Source organism: Streptomyces bacillaris, assembly GCF_003268675.1.
Classification (GTDB): domain Bacteria; phylum Actinomycetota; class Actinomycetes; order Streptomycetales; family Streptomycetaceae; genus Streptomyces; species Streptomyces bacillaris.
This window is the reverse complement of sequence record NZ_CP029378.1, coordinates 3,835,435-3,854,035: the sequence shown is the minus strand read 5'-3', so window position 1 is coordinate 3,854,035 and position 18,601 is coordinate 3,835,435. Positions and strand designations below refer to the sequence as shown.

At 73.1% G+C, this 18,601-nt stretch carries 22 protein-coding genes and 2 tRNA genes; 20 read left to right on the top strand and 4 right to left on the bottom strand.

Annotated elements, in window-relative coordinates:
* The 5 genes from DJ476_RS16645 (at window position 1) to DJ476_RS16625 (ending at window position 5,311) form a co-directional block, all read left to right on the top strand.
* Window positions 1-1,047, top strand: coding sequence for an acyl-CoA dehydrogenase family protein (locus DJ476_RS16645; protein ID WP_112490925.1), 1,047 nt, complete (start codon window positions 1-3; stop codon window positions 1,045-1,047).
* Window positions 1,048-1,070: 23 nt separating this feature from the next.
* Window positions 1,071-1,574, top strand: a complete 504-nt coding sequence (locus tag DJ476_RS16640; RefSeq protein ID WP_112492542.1) for a MaoC family dehydratase — start codon at window positions 1,071-1,073, stop codon at window positions 1,572-1,574.
* Window positions 1,571-2,737 (top strand): lipid-transfer protein, encoded by a 1,167-nt coding sequence (locus DJ476_RS16635; RefSeq protein ID WP_103420485.1) that lies wholly within the window; start codon window positions 1,571-1,573, stop codon window positions 2,735-2,737. Before DJ476_RS16640 ends, DJ476_RS16635 begins: the two co-directional genes overlap by 4 nt.
* A 159-nt stretch (window positions 2,738-2,896) precedes the next feature.
* Entirely contained in the window at window positions 2,897-3,463 is a 567-nt protein-coding gene (locus tag DJ476_RS16630; RefSeq protein ID WP_112490924.1) for a SigE family RNA polymerase sigma factor, read from the top strand.
* A gap of 195 nt (window positions 3,464-3,658) precedes the next feature.
* Window positions 3,659-5,311, top strand: a complete 1,653-nt coding sequence (locus DJ476_RS16625) for a long-chain fatty acid--CoA ligase (protein WP_112490923.1) — start codon at window positions 3,659-3,661, stop codon at window positions 5,309-5,311.
* Window positions 5,312-5,436: 125 nt separating this feature from the next.
* Here DJ476_RS16625 and DJ476_RS16620 read toward each other — a convergent pair whose 3' ends face one another.
* Both DJ476_RS16620 and DJ476_RS16615 read right to left on the bottom strand, forming a co-directional pair.
* Complete coding sequence (locus DJ476_RS16620; protein ID WP_103420488.1) at window positions 5,437-9,798, bottom strand: PAS domain-containing protein; 4,362 nt, start codon at window positions 9,796-9,798, stop codon at window positions 5,437-5,439.
* 281 nt (window positions 9,799-10,079) lie between these two features.
* On the bottom strand, window positions 10,080-10,637 hold the full coding sequence (locus tag DJ476_RS16615; RefSeq protein WP_103420490.1) for an SSI family serine proteinase inhibitor: 558 nt from the start codon (window positions 10,635-10,637) through the stop codon (window positions 10,080-10,082).
* A 263-nt stretch (window positions 10,638-10,900) separates the two neighbouring features.
* On the opposite strand from DJ476_RS16615, the gene DJ476_RS16610 reads away from it, so the two are divergent.
* A tRNA-Ser gene (locus DJ476_RS16610) sits at window positions 10,901-10,991 on the top strand.
* Window positions 10,992-11,205: 214 nt separating this feature from the next.
* Window positions 11,206-11,278 (top strand) — tRNA-Arg (locus tag DJ476_RS16605).
* A gap of 94 nt (window positions 11,279-11,372) precedes the next feature.
* Here the strand turns inward: DJ476_RS16605 and DJ476_RS16600 are convergent.
* Complete coding sequence (locus tag DJ476_RS16600) at window positions 11,373-12,566, bottom strand: site-specific integrase (RefSeq protein WP_112490922.1); 1,194 nt, start codon at window positions 12,564-12,566, stop codon at window positions 11,373-11,375.
* An 85-nt stretch (window positions 12,567-12,651) separates the two neighbouring features.
* Window positions 12,652-12,888 (bottom strand): hypothetical protein, encoded by a 237-nt coding sequence (locus DJ476_RS16595; protein ID WP_318294718.1) that lies wholly within the window; start codon window positions 12,886-12,888, stop codon window positions 12,652-12,654.
* A gap of 243 nt (window positions 12,889-13,131) precedes the next feature.
* On the opposite strand from DJ476_RS16595, the gene DJ476_RS16590 reads away from it, so the two are divergent.
* The 13 genes from DJ476_RS16590 to DJ476_RS34545 all read left to right on the top strand — a co-directional run bounded on the left by DJ476_RS16590 (window position 13,132) and on the right by DJ476_RS34545 (window position 18,524).
* Window positions 13,132-13,458: a helix-turn-helix domain-containing protein gene (locus DJ476_RS16590; RefSeq protein ID WP_318294717.1), complete on the top strand. Its 327-nt coding sequence runs from the start codon at window positions 13,132-13,134 to the stop codon at window positions 13,456-13,458.
* Entirely contained in the window at window positions 13,455-13,667 is a 213-nt protein-coding gene (locus DJ476_RS16585; protein WP_112490919.1) for a helix-turn-helix transcriptional regulator, read from the top strand. The genes DJ476_RS16590 and DJ476_RS16585 overlap by 4 nt, the downstream gene beginning before the upstream one ends.
* A gap of 88 nt (window positions 13,668-13,755) precedes the next feature.
* Window positions 13,756-14,112: a hypothetical protein gene (locus tag DJ476_RS16580; protein ID WP_162638732.1), complete on the top strand. Its 357-nt coding sequence runs from the start codon at window positions 13,756-13,758 to the stop codon at window positions 14,110-14,112.
* Complete coding sequence (locus DJ476_RS16575; protein WP_112490917.1) at window positions 14,109-14,729, top strand: hypothetical protein; 621 nt, start codon at window positions 14,109-14,111, stop codon at window positions 14,727-14,729. Before DJ476_RS16580 ends, DJ476_RS16575 begins: the two co-directional genes overlap by 4 nt.
* Window positions 14,726-15,004 carry a hypothetical protein gene (locus DJ476_RS16570; RefSeq protein ID WP_112490916.1) on the top strand — a complete coding sequence of 93 codons (279 nt, stop codon included), beginning with the start codon at window positions 14,726-14,728 and terminating at the stop codon, window positions 15,002-15,004. Before DJ476_RS16575 ends, DJ476_RS16570 begins: the two co-directional genes overlap by 4 nt.
* The gene (locus DJ476_RS34550) at window positions 15,001-15,138 is read left to right on the top strand and encodes a hypothetical protein (RefSeq protein ID WP_162638730.1); all 138 of its coding nucleotides are present in this window, start codon (window positions 15,001-15,003) and stop codon (window positions 15,136-15,138) included. The genes DJ476_RS16570 and DJ476_RS34550 overlap by 4 nt, the downstream gene beginning before the upstream one ends.
* Window positions 15,138-15,494 (top strand): hypothetical protein, encoded by a 357-nt coding sequence (locus DJ476_RS16565; protein WP_112490915.1) that lies wholly within the window; start codon window positions 15,138-15,140, stop codon window positions 15,492-15,494. Before DJ476_RS34550 ends, DJ476_RS16565 begins: the two co-directional genes overlap by 1 nt.
* Complete coding sequence (locus DJ476_RS16560; protein WP_112490914.1) at window positions 15,487-15,735, top strand: hypothetical protein; 249 nt, start codon at window positions 15,487-15,489, stop codon at window positions 15,733-15,735. The genes DJ476_RS16565 and DJ476_RS16560 overlap by 8 nt, the downstream gene beginning before the upstream one ends.
* A 65-nt stretch (window positions 15,736-15,800) precedes the next feature.
* Window positions 15,801-15,944: a hypothetical protein gene (locus DJ476_RS16555; RefSeq protein ID WP_318294716.1), complete on the top strand. Its 144-nt coding sequence runs from the start codon at window positions 15,801-15,803 to the stop codon at window positions 15,942-15,944.
* Window positions 15,941-16,390, top strand: coding sequence for a hypothetical protein (locus tag DJ476_RS16550; RefSeq protein WP_112490912.1), 450 nt, complete (start codon window positions 15,941-15,943; stop codon window positions 16,388-16,390). Before DJ476_RS16555 ends, DJ476_RS16550 begins: the two co-directional genes overlap by 4 nt.
* Before the next feature lie 138 nt (window positions 16,391-16,528).
* Window positions 16,529-18,004 (top strand): hypothetical protein, encoded by a 1,476-nt coding sequence (locus DJ476_RS16545; protein WP_162638728.1) that lies wholly within the window; start codon window positions 16,529-16,531, stop codon window positions 18,002-18,004.
* A complete protein-coding gene (locus DJ476_RS16540) occupies window positions 18,001-18,315 on the top strand; it encodes a hypothetical protein (RefSeq protein WP_112490910.1) in 315 nt (104 codons plus the stop codon). The genes DJ476_RS16545 and DJ476_RS16540 overlap by 4 nt, the downstream gene beginning before the upstream one ends.
* Window positions 18,303-18,524 (top strand): hypothetical protein, encoded by a 222-nt coding sequence (locus DJ476_RS34545; RefSeq protein WP_318294715.1) that lies wholly within the window; start codon window positions 18,303-18,305, stop codon window positions 18,522-18,524. The genes DJ476_RS16540 and DJ476_RS34545 overlap by 13 nt, the downstream gene beginning before the upstream one ends.
* Window positions 18,525-18,601: the final 77 nt, after the last annotated feature.

Below are 18,601 nucleotides of genomic sequence, written 5' to 3'. Positions count from 1 at the left end.
ATGGACTTCACCCCGAGCGAGGATCAGGCCGCCGGACAGGGGCTGGCCGCGCGGATCTTCGGTGATCTGTCGACGCACGAGCGGCTGGTGGCAGCCGGTACGGGGACGGACGCGGGGCTGTGGAAGGAGCTGTGCACCGCCGGGCTGCCCGGCGCGGTGGCGGACATCGGGCTCCTCGGCCTGGTCCTGCTCCTGGAGGAACAGGGCCGGACCACCGCCCAGGTCCCGCTGGCGGCGACCTGTGCGTACGGGATCCTCCCGGTCGCCGAGCACGGTACGGCCGAGCAGCGCGAGCGGCTGCTGCCCGCCCTGCGCGACGGTACGGCGGTGGCGACGGGCGCGTTGCCGGTGCGCGGTGAAGTGACGCTGGTGGACGGGGCGTTGTACGGGCACGTGCCCTGGGTGCCGTGGCTGAGGGACGCCACCCAGGTGCTGGTCGCGGACGCGGAGCGGGGGATGTGGATCGTCGACACCCGGGCGCCGGGGGTGAGCGCGGCGCCCGTGGAGACGACCGCGCCCTGGTCGGCGGGGCGGCTCGGCCTCGACGGCGTACGGGGAGAATCCCTCGGTACGGGCCCGGGGGCCTGCTCCTCGGTCCTCGCCGCGAGCCGGATCGCCTTCGCCGGGCTCCAGGCGGGCGTCTGCGCGGGCTCCCTCGCCCGGGCCGTCCACCACACCACTACCCGCGAGCAGTTCGGCCGCCCGCTCTCCACCAACCAGGGCGTCCTGCTCCGCGCCGCCGACGCCCATATGGACACCGAGGCCATCCGGGTCACGGCGTACGAGGCGGCCTGGCGGTACGACCGACGGCTCGACCACCAGGCGCAGGCGTTGACGGCCGCCTGGTGGGCCTCGGAGGCGGGCCGGCGGGTCGTGCACACGGGCCAGCATCTGCACGGCGGCACCGGGGCGGACCTCGACCACCCGGTCCACCGGCACTTCCTCTGGGGCCGCCAGCTCTCCGCGTACCTCGGCTGCGGTGGCGAAGTGCTGGAGGAGCTGGGCCTGTTGCTGGCGGAGGACGGCCGGAAGGAGGGCCCGCCATGAAGGACATGAAGAGCATGAAGGACATGGAGGGCCCGTACCGCGTCGGGGACGCACTGCCGCCCCTGGAGATCCCCGTCACCCGCACCCTGATCGTCGCGGGCGCCATCGCATCGCGCGACTACCAGGACGTGCACCACGACGCCGAACTGGCCCGGGAGAAGGGCTCACCGGACATCTTCATGAACATCCTCACCACCAACGGGCTGGTCGGCCGCTACATCACCGACCACTTCGGACCCGCCGCTGTCCTCCGCAAGGTCGCGATTCGGCTCGGTGTCCCCAACTACCCGGGAGACCTGCTCCGGTTGACCGGCCGCATCACCACCGTGGACGGCGGAATCCGCACCTATACAGACAGCGAGAACCGCATCCCTATAGAGGGCGAAAACCACACCCTTATAGAAGTCGCCGTCGCGGGCGACAACCGTATGGGCCGACACGTCACCGGCAAGGTCACCGTCACCCTCCCCCACGATTCCTGTCAGCCCCACCAGCCCCACAGGTCCCACCACGCGAGGCCCCTATGAGCATCCGCAGGCCCGACACCCTCGGCGGAAAGGCGGCCATCGTCGGCATCGGGGCCACCGAGTTCTCCAAGGACTCCGGCCGCAGCGAACTGAAGCTCGCCGTCGAAGCCGTCGGCGCCGCCCTGGACGACGCGGGCCTCACCCCCGCCGATGTCGACGGCCTCGTCACCTTCACCATGGACACCAGCCCCGAGATCACCGTCGCCCAGGCGGCGGGCATCGGGGAGCTGTCGTTCTTCTCCCGCATCCACTACGGAGGCGGCGCGGCCTGCGCCACCGTCCAGCAGGCCGCCCTCGCGGTGGCGAGCGGGGTGGCCGACGTCGTCGTCTGCTACCGGGCGTTCAACGAGCGCTCCGGCCGCCGCTTCGGCTCCGGCGTCCAGCGACGCGAGCCCACCGCCGAGGGCGCGGCGCTCGGCTGGAACCTGCCGTCCGGGCTGCTCACCCCCGCCTCCTGGGTGGCGATGGCGGCTCAGCGCTATCTGCATACGTACGGCCTCGGGCCGGAGGTCTTCGGGCAGGTGGCCGTGGTCGACCGCCGGCACGCGGCCCGGAACCCGGCGGCGTACTTCTACGGGAAGCCGATCACCCTCGCCGACCACGCCGCCTCGCGGTGGATCGTGGAGCCGCTGCGGCTGCTCGACTGCTGCCAGGAGACCGACGGCGGCCAGGCACTCGTCGTGACGAGTGTGGAGCGCGCCCGCGATCTGCCCCGGCCGCCCGCCGTCGTCGTGGCGGCGGCGCAGGGGGCGGGCCGGTCGCAGGAGCAGATGACGAGCTTCTACCGCGACGGCCTGACCGGGCTGCCGGAGACGGCGGTGGTCGCCCGGCAGCTCTGGCGCAGCTCGGGGCTGTCGGCGGCCGACATCGACGTGGGCATCCTCTACGACCACTTCACGCCGTTCGTCCTGATGCAGCTGGAGGAGTTCGGTTTCTGCGGCCCGGGGGAGGGCGGGGCGTTCGTCGCGGCGGACACGCTGCCCCTGAACACCCATGGGGGTCAGCTGGGGGAGGCGTACCTCCACGGGATGAACGGTATCGCGGAGGCCGTCCGGCAGCTCCGCGGCTCGTCGGTGAACCAGGTGGCGGGGGCGGCGAGGGCCCTGGTCACGGCCGGTACGGGGGTGCCGACGTCCGGGCTGGTCCTCGGGGCCGACGGCTGAACCACCCCGGACGGAGTCGGGGGCGGACCCTTACGGCGGGGCCACGGCCCGTCCACCTTCAGGAGGTGGAGGGTGAGGCGGCCCTACAACCTGAGGCGGACGGGCCTTCGCGACCTGGGGGCGATCCCCCGGGCGGGCCCCGCTCCTAGCGTTGAGTACATGACCACGCCAGTCTGCACGGGCGCCTCCAGGGCGGCTTCCGCCACCGCCGCCGGCCACCACGCGCACACGCCGTACGCGTCGTTCTCCTCGTACGTCCGGGCCCGGGGCCCGGTCCTGCTGCGCACCGCGCGCTCGCTCACCGCGAACCCGTGCGACGCGGAGGACCTGCTGCAGACCGCGCTCGCCAAGACGTACGTCGCCTGGGAGCGGATCGAGGACCACCGGGCGCTCGACGGCTATGTCCGCCGGGCCCTGCTGAACACCCGGACCTCGCAGTGGCGCAAGCGCAAGGTCGACGAGTTCGCCTGCGAGGAGCTGCCGGAGCAGGGCGGCGCCCCGGCGCCCGACCCGGCCGAGCAGCAGTCGCTGCACGACGCGATGTGGCGTGCGGTGCTCAAGCTCCCGGACCGCCAGCGCGCGATGGTCGTCCTGCGGTACTACGAGGACCTCAGCGAGGCCCAGACGGCCGAGGTGCTGGGCGTGTCGGTCGGTACGGTGAAGAGCGCGGTCTCCCGCGCCCTCGGCAAGCTCCGCGAGGACCCGGAGCTGACCCCGGTGCGCTGAAGCCCGGAGCTGACCCCGGTGCGCTGAGGACCCGTCGGCTCCGTCGGCTCGGCACGGCCCCCGCGCACGTCCCGCACCTTCGTCGGGGCACGCCCCCCGGACAGGAATTTCTCCCGCGAGTAGTGACATACCGCGTGGTATGTGCGCAGAATCAGGCCAACCCTACTGCCGCGTAGCGCCCACCGGGAGGACGCCGTGCTGAGCACCATGCAGGACGTACCGCTGACTGTCACCCGCATCCTGCACCACGGGATGACCATCCATGGGAAGTCGCAGGTCACGACCTGGACCGGCGAAGCAGAGCCGCACCGCCGCACCTTCGCCGAGATCGGCACCCGCGCCACCCAGCTGGCCAACGCGCTCCGCGACGAGCTGGGCGTCGACGGCGACCAGCGTATTGCGACCCTCATGTGGAACAACGCTGTCCATGTGGAGGCGTACCTCGCGATCCCCTCCATGGGGGCCGTGCTCCACACCCTCAACCTCCGGCTGCCGCCCGAGCAGCTCGCCTGGATCGTCAACCACGCGGACGACAAGGTGGTCATCGCGGACGGCACCCTGCTGCCGCTCCTCGTACCGCTCCTGCCTCACCTGCCGAGCATCGAGCACGTGGTCGTCTCCGGCCCCGGCGACCGCTCGGTGCTCGACGGGGTGGCGCCGCGCGTGCACGAGTACGAGGAGCTGATCGCGGGCCGCCCGACCACGTACGACTGGCCGGAGCTGGACGAACGCCAGGCCGCCGCCATGTGTTACACCTCCGGCACCACCGGGGACCCCAAGGGCGTCGTCTACTCCCACCGCTCGATCTACCTGCACTCCATGCAGGTCAACATGTCGGAGTCGATGGGGCTGACCGACAAGGACACCACGCTGGTCGTGGTCCCCCAATTCCATGTGAACGCGTGGGGGCTTCCGCACGCCACGTTCATGAGCGGCGTCAACATGCTGATGCCGGACCGCTTCCTCCAGCCCGCCCCGCTCGCCGAGATGATCGAGCGCGAGCGCCCCACGCACGCCGCCGCCGTCCCCACCATCTGGCAGGGCCTCCTCGCCGAGGTCACCGCCAACCCGCGCGACCTCTCCTCCATGGCCAACGTGACCATCGGCGGCGCGGCCTGCCCGCCCTCGCTGATGGAGGCGTACGACAAGCTCGGCGTCCGGCTCTGCCACGCCTGGGGCATGACGGAGACCTCGCCGCTCGGCACGATGGCCCACCCGCCCGCCGGACTGAGCGCCGAGGAGGAGTGGCCGTACCGCATCACCCAGGGCCGCTTCCCGGCCGGTGTGGAGGCCCGGCTGGTCGGCCCGGCGGGCGAGCACCTGCCGTGGGACGGCGAGTCGGCCGGTGAGCTGGAGGTACGGGGCGCCTGGATCGCCGCCGCGTACTACGGCGGGTCCGACGGCGAGCACCTGCGGCCCGAGGACAAGTTCAGCGAGGACGGCTGGCTGAAGACCGGCGACGTCGGTGTGATCAGCACCGATGGCTACCTCACTCTCACCGACCGGGCCAAGGACGTCATCAAGTTCGGCGGAGAGTGGATTTCCAGCGTTGAGCTGGAGAACGCCCTGATGGCCCACCCGGATGTCGCGGAGGCCGCCGTCGTCGCCGTACCGGACGAGAAGTGGGGCGAGCGGCCGCTCGCGACCGTCGTCCTCAAGGAGGGCGCCGCCGACGTCGACTACGAGGCGCTGAAGGCGTTCCTCGCCGATTCGGGCATCGCCAAGTGGCAGCTGCCGGAGCGGTGGTCGGTGATCCCGGCGGTGCCGAAGACGAGCGTCGGCAAGTTCGACAAGAAGGTGATCCGGAAGCAGTACGCGGACGGGGAACTGGACGTCACCCAGCTCTGACCCTTCCGCTCGCCGGTTTCACGTGAAACAGGCCGGGCCGGACAGGACCGGGCCGGACAAGGGCGGGGGCGGTACGGGAACTCCGTACCGCCCCCGCCCCGTTGTCCGCGTTGCGTTGTCCGCGGTCAGTTGGTCCCTATCTTCGCCAGCAGGTCGACGATCCGGGACTGCACCTCGTCACTCGTGGACCGCTCCGCCAGGAACAGAACGGTCTCCCCGGACGCCAGCCGCGGCAGCTCCGAGGGGTCCATTTCGGCCGAGGTGTAGACGACCAGCGGGGTGCGGTTCAGCTGCCCGTTGGCCCGCAGCCAGTCGATGATCCCGGCGCGCCGACGGCGTACCTGCATGAGGTCCATGACGACCAGGTTCGGCCGCATCCGGCCCGCCAGCTCGACGGCCTCGCTGTCGGTCGCCGCACGGGCCACCTGCATCTGGCGCCGCTCCAGGGTCTGTTCCAGCGCCGCCGCGATCTCCGCCTGCTCCTCGATCAGGAGGACGCGGGGCGGGTGCTGCTCGCTGTCGCGGGGGGCCAGCGCCTTGAGGAGGACGGCCGGGTCGGCCCCGTACGCGGCCTCCCGGGACGCCTGCCCCAGACCGGCCGTGACCAGCACCGGAACCTCGGCGGCGACGGCCGCCTGGCGCAGCGACTGCAGGGCCTTGCGCGTGATGGGCCCGGTCAGCGGGTCGACGAAGAGCGCGGCGGGGAACGCGGCGATCTGGGCGTCGACCTCCTCACGGGAGTTGACGATCACCGGGCGGTAGCCGCGGTCGCTGAGCGCCTGCTGGGTCGGCACGTCGGGGGCGGGCCAGACGAGCAGCCGGCGCGGGTTGTCCAGCGGCTCGGGCGGCAGCTCGTCGTCGAGGGGCTGGGGCTGCGGGCGGTTGGCGACCTCGACCGCTCCCCCGGGCCCGTCCAGCGGCTCCGGACCCTCGGCGCCCTCGTCGGGCGCCCCTATGGCGTACGCGCGCCCCTCGGAGACGGGGGGCGCCAGCAACTGGCCGGAGCCGGGGACCGCCGCCTGGGCCGCCTGGGCCTCCTGGGGGGAGGGCGCGGGCTGCTGCTGACCGGGCGCGCCCTGAGCGGCGGCAGCGGGATCCGGGGCCGGGGCGGTCGGCTGGGCCGAGGGACGCTCCCCCTCCGGCGGGGCGGCGAGCTTACGCCGCCGACCGGCACCCCCGAGGCTCGGCTGCGAGGCTGCAGGCTGGGCGGGCTGGTTCGGCTGAGGGGCGGGCTGGTTCTGCTGCTGGGGGAGGTGCTGGGCGAAGGGCACGCCCTGGCCCAGCGTCCGCACGCTGAACGCCCGTCCCTGGGTGGAGTCCGGGTCGATACCCGGCGGAGGCTCCTCGGCGGGCAGCGGCTGCCGCCGCGCGTCCGGGACCCGAGCGCCCGCTCCCGCGTCGGCCGGGTGCGGAGCGGTTCCGGTGGTCGCGGTTCCGGTGGTGTGGGTGGTCTGCCCGTTGCCGCCCCAGGACCGGTCGTCCGGTGCGGGACGCGAGCCGTGCGGCGCCGCCCCGGGAACCGGAGCCGGAGCCTGCGGCACGCCGGCACCCCAGGACTGCTGGTCGTCGCGAGCGGGAGCGGGAGCCGGGCCAGGGGTGGGCGCAGGCACGTGTGCGGGCGTCGCGCCGGTCGCGTCGGCCGTACCGGCCTGCGGTACGCCGTCGACGGGCGGGTCGGCGCGGTGGGGCGCGTGCGGGGCCACAGGGTGGGCCTGCGGGGGTGTGTGACCGGCCTCGGGCGCTGTGCGCTCGTGGCGACTGTCGTCGCCGGGCGGAGGTACGGGGGTGGCGCCCGGCGCCTGTACCGGTACGGGGGCGGGGCCCGGGGCCGCCGGTGCCCGGTCCGCGTCGGCGGGCGGCAGGGCGAAGGCGGTACGCGGACCGGCCTCGGCGGCGGTGCGCTCCTGGGCGGCGGCCAGCGCACGGCGGGCCCGACGCCCACCGGGCTGCTGGGCCTGGGCCTGGGCTTGGGCCTGGGCGTGCGCGTCGGCCGGGGGCTGGTTCGGACCCCCCTGGACGCCCTGGACCCCCGGGGCCTGCTCCTGGCCCTGGCCCGTACCCACCCCCGTACCGCCGCTGCTGCTGCCGGCCGCGAGGGCGGGAAGCGCCGGGCGGGGGTCTCCGCCCTCACGCTGTGCCCGTCGCCCGGCGGGCGGTACCGGCTGCTGCGGGTCGGCCGGTACGCCCTGCGGCGGCACGGTCTGCCCGCGCTGGGGACGCCCGGCGCCCTGGGCGCCTTCGGCCGCGGTGACGACGGACCCCTCGGAGGGTGCGGAGGGCGCGGTCGAGGTCAGTGCGAGGGCCTGCCGCTGGGGCTGCGGAGCCTGAGCCTGGGCCTGCTGAAGAGCGGCGGCTCCCCGCTCGCTGTCCGAGGCCGCGCTCTCGACCGGACCGCCCTGGGCCGCCCCGATGGCCAGCGGACCACTGCCGCTACCGCCACGATCGCCACCGGCGGGGCCGCTCCCCGCCGCTCCGGCGCCCACCGCTCCGGCTTCCGCCGGGCTGGGCCGGCCGCGCCGACGCCCCGATCCCTCGCCCTGCTGGGCCGGGATCAGCTCGGGGGCCGCCTGCTCCTCCGGGGCGGCGGGCCCACGGCGGGCCCGGCGCCGCCCGGTCGGCTCGGCGACGGGACCGTCAGCGGGGCCCTCCGCCGCCGGGGCCTCGGCCTCGGGCGCGCCGGGGGCGTCCAGGAACGCGTCGGTGGACGACCGGCGGGCCCTCCGCCGCCCGCCGCTGGTGACGCCCGGCGCCCCGACGGCCTCGGCGGGCGGGACCGGGGGTGCCAGGGACGGGTCGGCCGGTACGTCCACCGGCGCCTCCGGGGGCGCGATGGCGCCCGCACCGGCGCCGATCGGGATGTCGAGCACGTACGCGCTGCCGCTCATCCCCGGCATCTCGTGGGTCTGGAGCACACCGCCGTGCGCCTGGACGATGCCGCGGACGATCGGCTGGTGCACCGGGTCTCCCCCGGCGAAGGGCCCGCGGACCTCGATCCGTACGACATCGCCCCGCTGGGCGGCGGCCACGACGACGGTCGAGTCGACGTAACCGCCCCCGGGGACGGCCCGGGTCTTGCCGGTGGAGTCGACACCGCAGACGTCCGCGACGAGGTGGGCGAGGGCGGTGGCGAGCTGACGGGCGTCGACCTCGGCCTCGATCGGCGGGGCGTGCACGGCGAACTGGGCACGCCCGGGTCCGATCAGCTCGACCGCCCCGTCGATCCCGCCCGTCACGATCCCGTCGACCAGGGCGGGCGCCTTGTGCAGCCCCTCCACGCCCGCGTCGAGGCGCTGGTAGCCCAGGACGTTGTCGACGAGGGTGGTCATCCGCGCGTACCCGGCGGCGAGGTGGTGCAGGATCTGGTTGGCCTCGGGCCACAGCTGCCCGGCCGGGTCGGCGGCGAGCGTGGACAGCTCCCCGCGCAGCTCCTCCAGGGGCCCGCGCAGCGAACCGCCGAGGACGGCCGTGAGCTGGGAGTGCTGGGCGCCGAGGGAGGCGAGCCGCTCGGCCTGCTCCTCCAGCTCGGCGGCGTACCGCTCGCTCCGGTCGGCCAGCTCGGCCGTGTGGGCCTCCTTGAGCGCCTTCAGCTCGGCCGCGTGGGCCTCCTTGAGGGCGGTGACCTCGTCGGAGTGGCTCTTGGTCAGCTCGGCGACGACGTTCTTGTGCTGGGCGGACAGCTCCTCGTACGGGCGGCGGTCGGTGAACGTCATCACCGCGCCGACGAGCTGGTCCCCGTCCCGTACCGGTGCGGTCGTCAGGTCCACCGGCACCTGAGCACCGCTCTTGGACCAGAGCACCTGACCGCGCACGCGGTGCTTGCGCCCGGACTTGAGGGTGTCGGCGAGCGGCGACTCCTCGTACGGGAACGGCTCGCCCTCCGCCCGCGAGTGCAGGATCAGCGGGTGCAGCTCCTGGCCGCCGAGGTCGCTGGCCCGGAAGCCGAGGATCTGGGCGGCGGCGGGGTTGACGAGGACGACGCGCCCGTCCGTGTCGGTGCCGACGACGCCTTCGGACGCGGCGCGCAGGATCATCTCGGTCTGGCGCTGCGAACGGGCCAGCTCGGCCTCGGTGTCGACGGTGCCGGAGAGATCCCGTACGACGATCATGAGCAGCTCGTCGCCGGTGTAGCTGGAGTGGATGTCGTTGTACGCGGCCTGACCGCTGTCCAAACTGGCGCTGGTGACCTCGACCGGGTACTCGTGCCGGTCGGTGCGGCGCGCGATCATGCGCGTCGGCTTGGTCCTGCCCTGCTCGTCCGCAGCGTCGGGCCGGCGCATCGATCCCGGGATCAGCCTGGAGTCGAACTCCGGCAGCAGATCGAGCAGTCCGCGACCGACGAGCGCGGTGCCCGGGGTCTCGAACATTTCGAGGGCGATGGCGTTGGCGTTGACGACCGTGCCGTTGCAATTGACGAGCAGAAGCCCGTCCGGAAGGGCATCGAGTATGGCTGCGAGGCGAGCAGTGCCTCGGGATGGCCTGCTGCTCACGACGACGCTTCCTCCCTGATTACCGCACCTTGCCGACAGCCGGCCCCATCTTGCCCCTCGGGCCCCGGACTGTCACTGGAGGAGTCTAAGGCCAGGGGAGTGCCCGGGGGCGGCGGATGAGGGGCAGCTCTCACCAAGGTTCTGTGTACGCCGTGTACGCCACCGGCCCCCGACGCGGGCGTCCGCGCACCCGGTGACGTGCGCGGACGCGGTACGGGGCCGGTGGTCCGCCGGGCCCTTTCCGGGGCCCGCCGAAGGCTCGCCCGGGTCCGGCCGAGGCCCTATCGGAGGTCGGGAAGGACCGGCACCAGGTTGTTCCAGCGGGCGATCTCGCAGCCGTCGCCCCGGGTCACGGTGGTGTCCACACGCCGGCCCTCCCAGGTCCCGACGATCCGGGCGGAGGCGTCGCCGCCGTAGATCATGGTGCACATGGTCCCCTCGGGCGCGGGCCGGAACAGGTCCTGCCCCGCCCGCGTACCCCCGACCTCCGCGAGCCGGTCGCAGGCCCCCTGCCGCTCCGGGTGGGTGCCCCCGGTGGGCCCGCAGGTCAGCTCGAACGTCCCGTCGGCCCCGGCCACCCCGGAGCGCTCCACGGTCACGGTGAGCCGGGTCCGCGCGGCAGGCTCGTCCACCTTGCCGCCCCCGCCCAGGAACGAGGGCAGCGGCGGCAGCGGTACGGGCAGCGGCCCGAGGGCGGGCTGGACGGCCGAGAGCGGCCCGGAGGTGGGCAGGGCGGACGGCACCTGACCGGAGGCGCCCGCGAGGGCGGAGGCGCCGGGAGCGGTGACGGACACCGCGGCGAGCGTGACGACGGCGGTGAGGGCGAGACGACGCAGCATGCGGGCTCCTGTATCTCGGCTAGCTCTGGTTCTCGCTAGCTCGGCAATCTCAGCGAGGGCGGCGGGCGACGAAGGCGCCCCACCGACGGAGGCCGAAGCCCCACGCCTCTCTAACGCGCCTCGCGCCCGGACGTTGCGCCACCACGCCGAAGTGCTTTGCCCTGGCCCCCGCATGGCTAGTAACGTGAGCAGCGATTGGTGGCACGGCGTTCGACTGTGTCATCATCTGCACGCACCAATCGCGTCCGCGCGAGGCGTGCGGAGGAGGCGTCGCCTAGTCCGGTCTATGGCGCCGCACTGCTAATGCGGTTTGGGTCTTAAAGCCCATCGAGGGTTCAAATCCCTCCGCCTCCGCCCCACCCCGAAGCCCCGTGCCCCCGGCACGGGGCTTCGGCCGTTCCCGCCCCCGGGACGCCCGCACGCCGTGGTCAAGGGGCGGCGGAGATCCACCCCGGAAGGGCGTTTCCGCAGGTCAGAGTGGGTGGAGGCAATGGATTTCGCGTCACGGCGCAGGTCATGTAATGTTGTTCCCGCAACGCCGACCAGGCAGAAAAGCCCGGAACGCCAAGCACTCGTAGCTTAACGGATAGAGCATCTGACTACGGATCAGAAGGTTGCAGGTTCGAATCCTGCCGAGTGCACAAGAAATACCAGGTCAGGGCCCTGATCCTCGTAAGAGGGTCGGGGTCCTTCCTCGTTTCGTCTCACAATTTCTCACACCCTTATTGATCATGGTCAGCCGAGCAGCTCAGCGAGCTTGTCCGAACCGGCCCTGAGCGACTGAGGGTCGGGGTGCACGTACACCCGCTTCGTGAACGACAGATCAGCGTGGCCGGCCCAGGCCGACACCACTGTGTCCGGCACGCCGTTGTTCGCCATCCACGACAGGACCGCGTGGCGAGCCATGTAGAGAGTCACCCGCCGCACGCCGGTCGCGTCCATCAGCTTGTACGCCTCGCGCCGCAGCTTGTCCGTCTTCCACGGGCGCCCGAGCGAGTCCACCATCACGTAGCCCGTGCCCTCGTAGGCGGCTCCGGCCTCGAGCCGCTCGGCCAGCTGGACCTTTCGGAAGGCCTTCAGTCCGTTCCACGTGGGCAGGGGGAGTGGCAGCGCGCGCTCACCGGCCTGGGACTTGGCGTCCTTCTCCACCACCACCGACCGCTGCCCGCGTGGACGTGACGGGTCGTAGGTCAAGGTCCGGGTGTTGCCGATCGTCGTTGTCCCCTTCTCCAGGTCGATGTCCTTCGCCCAGCGAGCGCCGCACACCTCCGCCGGCCGCTCGGCAATGAACGTGAGCATCCACCCGCCGTACTCGCGAACGTCACGGATTCCCGCGAGGAACTGGCGTACTTCGTCCTCGTTCCACGGCGTCTTCTCACGCTTCTTGGCGCGGGCCTCCTTCCGGGCCGCCTTCGGCACGGAGACGTACTCGGCCACGTTCCGCGTGAGGATGTTGCGCCGGATCCCGACGGTGAGCACCGCGCGCAGGCGCCCCAGCGTCAGATCCACCGTGCGAACGCTGAGCCCCGTGCCTGGCTTCCCCCCGATCCGGCGCGCACTGGTCAGCATCCACGTGACCATGCCGACCACGTCCTCCTCAGTGAGCTGCTGGACCGCCTTCGCGCCTAGGTGCGTCTTGACGTACGCCATAGCGTCCACGTACGAGCGAGCGGTCTTCACCTCCACGTCGGGCGTCACCATCGCCAGCCAGATGTCGACCAGCTGCTCGACTGTCATGTCGGACGGTGCGACGAACGTGCCGGTCGCGCGCTCGTGCTGGATCCGCGCCAGTTCGTTCTTGGCCTGGGTCGACGTGTCCTTCGTTATCGTGAGCTGGCGCCGCTTCTTCGTCACCGGGTCCACGCCGATGTCGATCACGAACCGGTAGCGGGTCTTCCCTCTCGCCGTAACCTTCTTGATCTCGGGCATGCCGCCTCCTCTGTCGATGCTCTGCCTACGCCGAAGCCCCCGCGGCCTCGGGAATCCCATCGGCTACGGGGGCTTCGATGGATCTTCAGCCTTCGTCGATGCGCTTCCTGTCCTCCGGGCTCAAGCGGCGCAGTACCTCTTCGCGGACGCGCGGCGGCAGGTCCGTGAGGATGTCCAACGCCATCTGCACTCGGGGATCGGCCGGCCCGGGGCCCGGCTGCTCAGCCGCTTCCTGGCGCTTGATCTCCCGGAGGATCTCCGCAGCGTCGCCTCGCCCTGCGCCATCCAGCTGCTCGGGACGGACGCCTACGACGTTCGCCATGTGCGCGAGGGTCTTTGCCGGTGCGGCGGTCGGTGTGAACGGAACCCTGCGGGTGTAGCCCTGCTCGATGTGGCGCCACCTCCCACCGCCAAGACGCACGGGCGTACGGGCGGCCGCGGCCTCGGGACTCAGGCCTCGAGCTAGCCGGGCCAACCGGATGACCTCGGCCTCGGGCGGTGGTGCGGGTGGGGGCGCGCTCACCAGGGGTCCTTTCAGGATGCGTATCGAACTTCGCTGAACTTTATGGCACCAGTTCGCCAGACGGTAGACAACATTGAATTAGGGCAACCTAAGTCTTATTCTTTCTTGTACTTCTTTGAACTTGTGGCTACTGTGTCGCCCATGAGAGCGCACTACCAGGACCCCGCTCAGATCCGACGGCGCCGAGTCGAGGCCGGGCTCACCCAGAAGGAGCTGGCCCGCCGAGCTCGCACCACCAAGAGCCACATCTCCATGGTTGAACGCGGAATCTCTGGCGCATCCGCCCCGATGCTGGCTCGACTTGCCAGCGCGTTCGGGTGCGAGGTCTCGGACTTGATGCCGTCGTCCTCCGAAGCGGCTTCGTCATGAGCGCCGCGGCCGCCGGTCCGACGCTCGCTGAGGTGAGGTCATGGCCGGCAACGGTGGCCGTACCTGAAGCAGCCAAGGCGCTGGGCGTGAGTAAGTCCCACCTCTACGACCTCGTGAAGCGAGGAGAGGCGCCGGTCCGGACCTTGTCCTTCGGCAAGTGCCACCGCGTCGTCACCGCGTCGCTGGTTCACCTGCTCGAGACCGCCTGACCCACACGTACGTCGGGGCCGCCCCGGACCGGGCCTGGTCCATAGGCGACCCCTCACCAGCACATCTCAACGCACCTGAGAGGTAACTGTGTCCACGCAGACTATCGAAACCACGTCCCCCCAGTCCGTGAAGCCCCTCGCCTGGAAGACCGGCGTGCAGGCGGCGGCAAACGCAACGTGGAAGGTCCTCGCCTCGGCCTCGTCCCCGGCCGAGCCGTTCTTCACCTGCCAGAAGACGTGGGACCGCACGCACTACGCCGGGGAGGCCGGCTACCTGCTGCTCGCCCCGCTCCTGGAGATCGCCGCCGCCTACGACGTCCCGGTCACCAAGACCCAGACCGAGGGCGGCAGCACCACGTACAAGGTCGTCGTCCCGGTCGACGGGACCACCGTCACCCTCTGGACCACCGACCCGGACGACGCCGCCACGGCGGTGGAGGCGTGACGATCCGCACTCTGGTTCTGGACGCCATCCTGAGTGTCCTGCCCGGCGCCCGCCCCGATGCCCGGATCACCGTGGAGCAGCCGCTGCACCACGGCGGCCGCGACACCTGGACCGGCACTGCCGCACCGCTGGCCGACCGGATCACCGACGCCCTGGAGGGGAAGGACACCCAGCCGGGCGAGTCCACCGCTCACCGGCTGCGCCTGGTCCAGAACGTCCTGGCCGGTGCTGCCCTGCACTGGAACTCTGCGGGCAAACGCCCCTCCGCCCTGTACGCGCACCAGGCGGCTGCTCTGCATGCGGCGGGCCTGGTCCACACCGCCGAGGACCTGGCGGAGCTGGAGGCCCGGGAGCGCACCGTTTACCGGGCCGAGCACGAGACGATCCCGCTCGGCACGTACACCACCGAGGACGCTGCCCGGGCTCACGCCGAGGCCGAGCAGTCTCTGTCCTACGGGCCCGAGCACACGGTCCTCTTCGACTGGGTCCGCGACGAGGAGGACGAGGAGTTCTCGGAACTCACCGTCGAAGTGGACGGCGGCCAGCCCCAGTTCACCGGGTACGTCGTCGTCCCCGTGCTGGCCGAGGCGACGTACGACCCGGACGCGGAGCGGTGAGCCCCGCAGAGGAGCTGGAGGCCCTCGAGTCGGCGCTGCTCCGCCTCCTGCCTACCGCCCCGCCGACCACGACCGGCCCCCCGGCCGAGGTCGCGGCGGAGGCCGGGCGGTGGGAGGCGTGGCAGCAGGTCGCCCACGTCCTGGGCGTGCGCCTGCCGTACGTGGTGCCGCTGGACGAGGAGCCCGTCCCCTACGCGCTCACCCCCGAGGCCCATATCGCCGCCGCGGCGGCCCGGTTACGGAGGCTGCTCGCCCCCTCCGGGGCCCGGCCGTGAGCGGGGACCTGTGGGTCCTGTGCTCCCTGATCGGTCTCGGCCTGGCCGTCGGCGTGCTCATCGCCGTCGGCTGGGCCGCGGACCACCGCATCACCACCACCGCCAAGCACCGCAAGACCGAAGGGACCACGTGATGGCAGCGCCTGGGTTCACCGCGCCGAAGAGGAAGGCGGCGCCGCGCAAGAAGAGCGCCGGCAGGGCGCAGCAGGAGTGGAACGGCGGGTCGTACGGGGCGCCGCAGCCCGGCCGCCCGGTCGAGACTCCCGGCCAGTGCCGCACCCCCCGGTGCGGCACGAAGGCCGACGCCCTGGACGAGGCCGACCCGGCGCTGGCGGGGTGGACGCGGGCCGGTGTGTACGGGTCGCGGGAGCCGGACCGGGTGTGGTGCTCGGGGCAGTGCGCCGCGTACGGAGTCGCCCTCGCGGAGCTGCGCCTGACCGCCGCCGCCCGCCGCCTGGTCGCCGCCCGTCAGGAGCGGGCCGATGTCTGAGTGGCTGCTCGTCGGGTTCTGCTCCGTGGTCCTGGCCGTCGTCCTCCCCTGGGCCTCCCGGCTCCTGCCCCGCCGCCGCCCCCCGGCCCCCGCCCCGGGGCCGGCCGCCCGGGACACCGAGCGGCGGATGTGGGCGCGCTGCGACCGGCCGCGGTGCGGGCACATGGAGTGGCCGCACGACGTCACCTCGGCCGGTCTGCGCTGCACCCACTGCGGCCACATCAACACCTCGGCCTCGTGAGGCGGCGGCCGCCGCCGTGCGGGGACGTTGGCTTCCCGCACGGCCTGGCCTACGCCCGCCGGTACGTGACCGGCTGGAAGTGCAACCTCCACACCCCCTCCGCGCTGCGCGGCCTGCCCGAGCCCCCGCCGGGCCCGGGCTGGCCGCCCGGCTCCTACCTCAACCACCCCGACAACCAGCCCGACCTCGACGAACAGGAGCAGCCGTGACGATCTCCGACCCCCGCCCGTCGCCCGCCCAACTCGCCACCCCTGCCGCGAAGGCCCGGGCGGCGCGCCGGATGGCCGGCCTGATGGCCCCTGTCGAACTCGGCACGTGGCGGTTCCGCCCGGCCTACACACAAGCCATCCGCCAGTCCGGGATGACTCCCCACCCTCGCCTCCTGGCCCTCGTCATCGGTACGTACGCCAACGGCGAGACCGGTGTGATCCGGGACGACCGGCAGCCCGGCCTGCACCGCCTGGCCACCGACACCGGCCTGACCGTGGGCCAGGTCCTCATCGCGCTGCGGGTCCTGGAGTCCCGCGGCTGGGTCTCCACCGCCGAGCCCACCCCCGGCCGCACCACCCTGCAGCCCCACGTCCCTCGCCACGCCATCGCCACCCTGCGCGCGGCCCGCACCGCCTCCGCCAAGACCGACCAGCCCACCCCGTAACACCCCACCCTGGAGCACGAGTTGTCCGCCGTCGCCGCGCCGCGCACCGCAGCACATGCTGCGGCTGCGCCGTGCCCCCAGCCGCCCCGCGCGGCCACCGGGGCACGCCCGCGCAGCGGCGGCGGCCTGCGTGTTCGTGTGCCCCTGCGCCTGGTTGTAGGTGCTCAGTACCGGGATTCGGCCCTGAGCGTCTACATCAAGATCGCAGCCCTGGCCATGCGCCCGGAAAACTGCCGCGCGAAGGTCACCACGATCGCGGCCTACCTCGGTCTGTCCGTGTCCGAGGTCGAGCGGGCCCTGACTCAGCTCACGACCGCCGGCAGCGACGGGATAGCCGAGGTCATCACCCGGCGCCGTACCTCCCGCGACGGCGAGGGCGAGTCCGCCGAGCGCTGGGTACGCCCGGCCGAGGAGGGCGAGCTGTTCGTGTGGGTCCCCGCCCCTGCCGCCACGTCCCTTCCGCCCCGCCAGCTGCGCCTGTACGCGGTCATCGCCTACGCCCAGATCCGCCGCATGCCGCTCTCCCTCGCGGAGCTGCGCGCCGTCGTGCGCCACCAGTACGGCGACAGCGCGGGTGAGCCGCTGGGCGAGCGGCAGGTGATGCGCCTTCTGGACGACCTGGAGGGCTCCGGGTGGGTCACCATCCACCGCCGCCAGGGGCCGCGCGGCCGCCACGCCTACGAGGCCCACCCGCGCCCGCTGCACCCCGTCCTCGACGACCCCGACACCGCCCCGGCCGAGCCCCCGGCGCCCGCCGCCCGGGCCACCGCGGCCCCTGACATACATGACGGATCGGCTCCCCGCACAGCTGACGGATCCCCCGCGACTGAGGAAGACCGTACGACTGACCGACCGTTGACGAGCGAGGGTTGTGGGGGGATCCGCCGTAGGCGAGATGCGGGTAGTAGCGCGACCGGTCACGGCGAAAAGCGCAGCAACAAGGCGGCGGCCGGTTCGTACCGCGGGCCGGGCCTCCAGCTCTCCCCGAGGGTGTGGCAGGTCCTCGAGCCCGTACGCCACGAACTCGAGCGCATCAGCCCGTACGTGCTGCGGCGGATCGGGCAGGAGATCGGCCGGCAGCTCTCCGCAGGCGTCGGCACCGAGCGCCTCACGGCACGGCTGACCGCCCGCTTCTCCCGCCTCACCGCCCACGGCCCCGCCGCCGAGCACGCCCACCGCGGAGAGGTCGGCCGGTGGATCCTCGGCGCCGGACTCGTCCGGCACGGATGCCGCCTGCCCTCCTGCGAGTCCGGCACCACCTGGTCCACCGGCGAACGCTGCCACCTGTGCGCCAACATCGCCGCCACCGCCCAGGAGATCGCCGCCGAGGAGGCGACCGGGGCGCAGCGGCGGACGGTGGTAGAGCCCCGGCCCGAACCGCCCGCCCGGCCCAGGCCGCCGGTGCGGTGGTTGCCCTGGCCGCCCCCGCCGGAGCCCGGGCCCGAGCCGCCCGGGCCGGACGTACGGGAGCAGCTGCGCGCGGCGGCCACCCCGGAGGCCGTCCGCCAGGCGCTCGTCGAGCACGGCGCCCCGGCCGCGATCCGCCTCTACGGCAGGGCGCTGGTCCTGCCCCACCTGATCGATCCCGAGCACGACGGAAGGACCACCGGATGAAGCCCGCGCCCCGCCACCTGACGCACTGCCGCCGCTGCCGCGCCCCGATCGTGTGGTGCCTCACCACGGCCAACGGGCGCAGGCAGCCCGTGAACGCCGAGCCGGACGAGGAGGGCAACGTCGCGGTGATGCAGGGTCCGGACGGGGTCCTCTACGTCCGTACGGTCACCGCGGCCCGCCCGGACATCAAGCCGGGCGAGTGGCGGGCGATGCCCCACCACGCCACCTGCCCCTCCCCGCCGCCCAGGCGCAGCAGCGGTGGTGGGCAGCGGCAGGTGTCGGGCGTGAGGCCGGTGCCGTGGCAGCGGTGAACCCGACGGTGGCCGCTGCCCGGGACACGCGCGCGCTCCTCGATGAGGAGTGGCCCACCGGAACGTACGGCGGCCGCCGCCCGGGCCCCTGCCCCCACCCCGATCAGGACGCCGCCGCGCACCGCCAGGCCCTCCTGGACGGCCTGGCCGGCTGGACGTGCGGTACCACCACCGAACTCCGCGACCGGGCCACGGGCGAGGGCCCGTGACGGTCGCCGCGCTCCAGGCCCTCATCGATGAGGAGACGCCCGGCATCCCCCGCCACCCGGCCCCCGCCTGCCCCGTA

Coding starts and splice junctions, on each gene's coding strand:
- DJ476_RS16540 (WP_112490910.1), top strand. CDS start 18,001: ATGAAGCCCGCGCCCCGCCACCTGACGCACTGCCGCCGCTGCCGCGCC.
- DJ476_RS16600 (WP_112490922.1), bottom strand. CDS start 12,566: ATGCCCGAGATCAAGAAGGTTACGGCGAGAGGGAAGACCCGCTACCGG.
- DJ476_RS16615 (WP_103420490.1), bottom strand. CDS start 10,637: ATGCTGCGTCGTCTCGCCCTCACCGCCGTCGTCACGCTCGCCGCGGTG.
- DJ476_RS16560 (WP_112490914.1), top strand. CDS start 15,487: ATGTCTGAGTGGCTGCTCGTCGGGTTCTGCTCCGTGGTCCTGGCCGTC.
- DJ476_RS16635 (WP_103420485.1), top strand. CDS start 1,571: ATGAGCATCCGCAGGCCCGACACCCTCGGCGGAAAGGCGGCCATCGTC.
- DJ476_RS16590 (WP_318294717.1), top strand. CDS start 13,132: ATGGCACCAGTTCGCCAGACGGTAGACAACATTGAATTAGGGCAACCT.
- DJ476_RS16630 (WP_112490924.1), top strand. CDS start 2,897: ATGACCACGCCAGTCTGCACGGGCGCCTCCAGGGCGGCTTCCGCCACC.
- DJ476_RS16585 (WP_112490919.1), top strand. CDS start 13,455: ATGAGCGCCGCGGCCGCCGGTCCGACGCTCGCTGAGGTGAGGTCATGG.
- DJ476_RS16565 (WP_112490915.1), top strand. CDS start 15,138: ATGGCAGCGCCTGGGTTCACCGCGCCGAAGAGGAAGGCGGCGCCGCGC.
- DJ476_RS16645 (WP_112490925.1), top strand. CDS start 1: ATGGACTTCACCCCGAGCGAGGATCAGGCCGCCGGACAGGGGCTGGCC.
- DJ476_RS16595 (WP_318294718.1), bottom strand. CDS start 12,888: ATGGCGAACGTCGTAGGCGTCCGTCCCGAGCAGCTGGATGGCGCAGGG.
- DJ476_RS16640 (WP_112492542.1), top strand. CDS start 1,071: ATGGAGGGCCCGTACCGCGTCGGGGACGCACTGCCGCCCCTGGAGATC.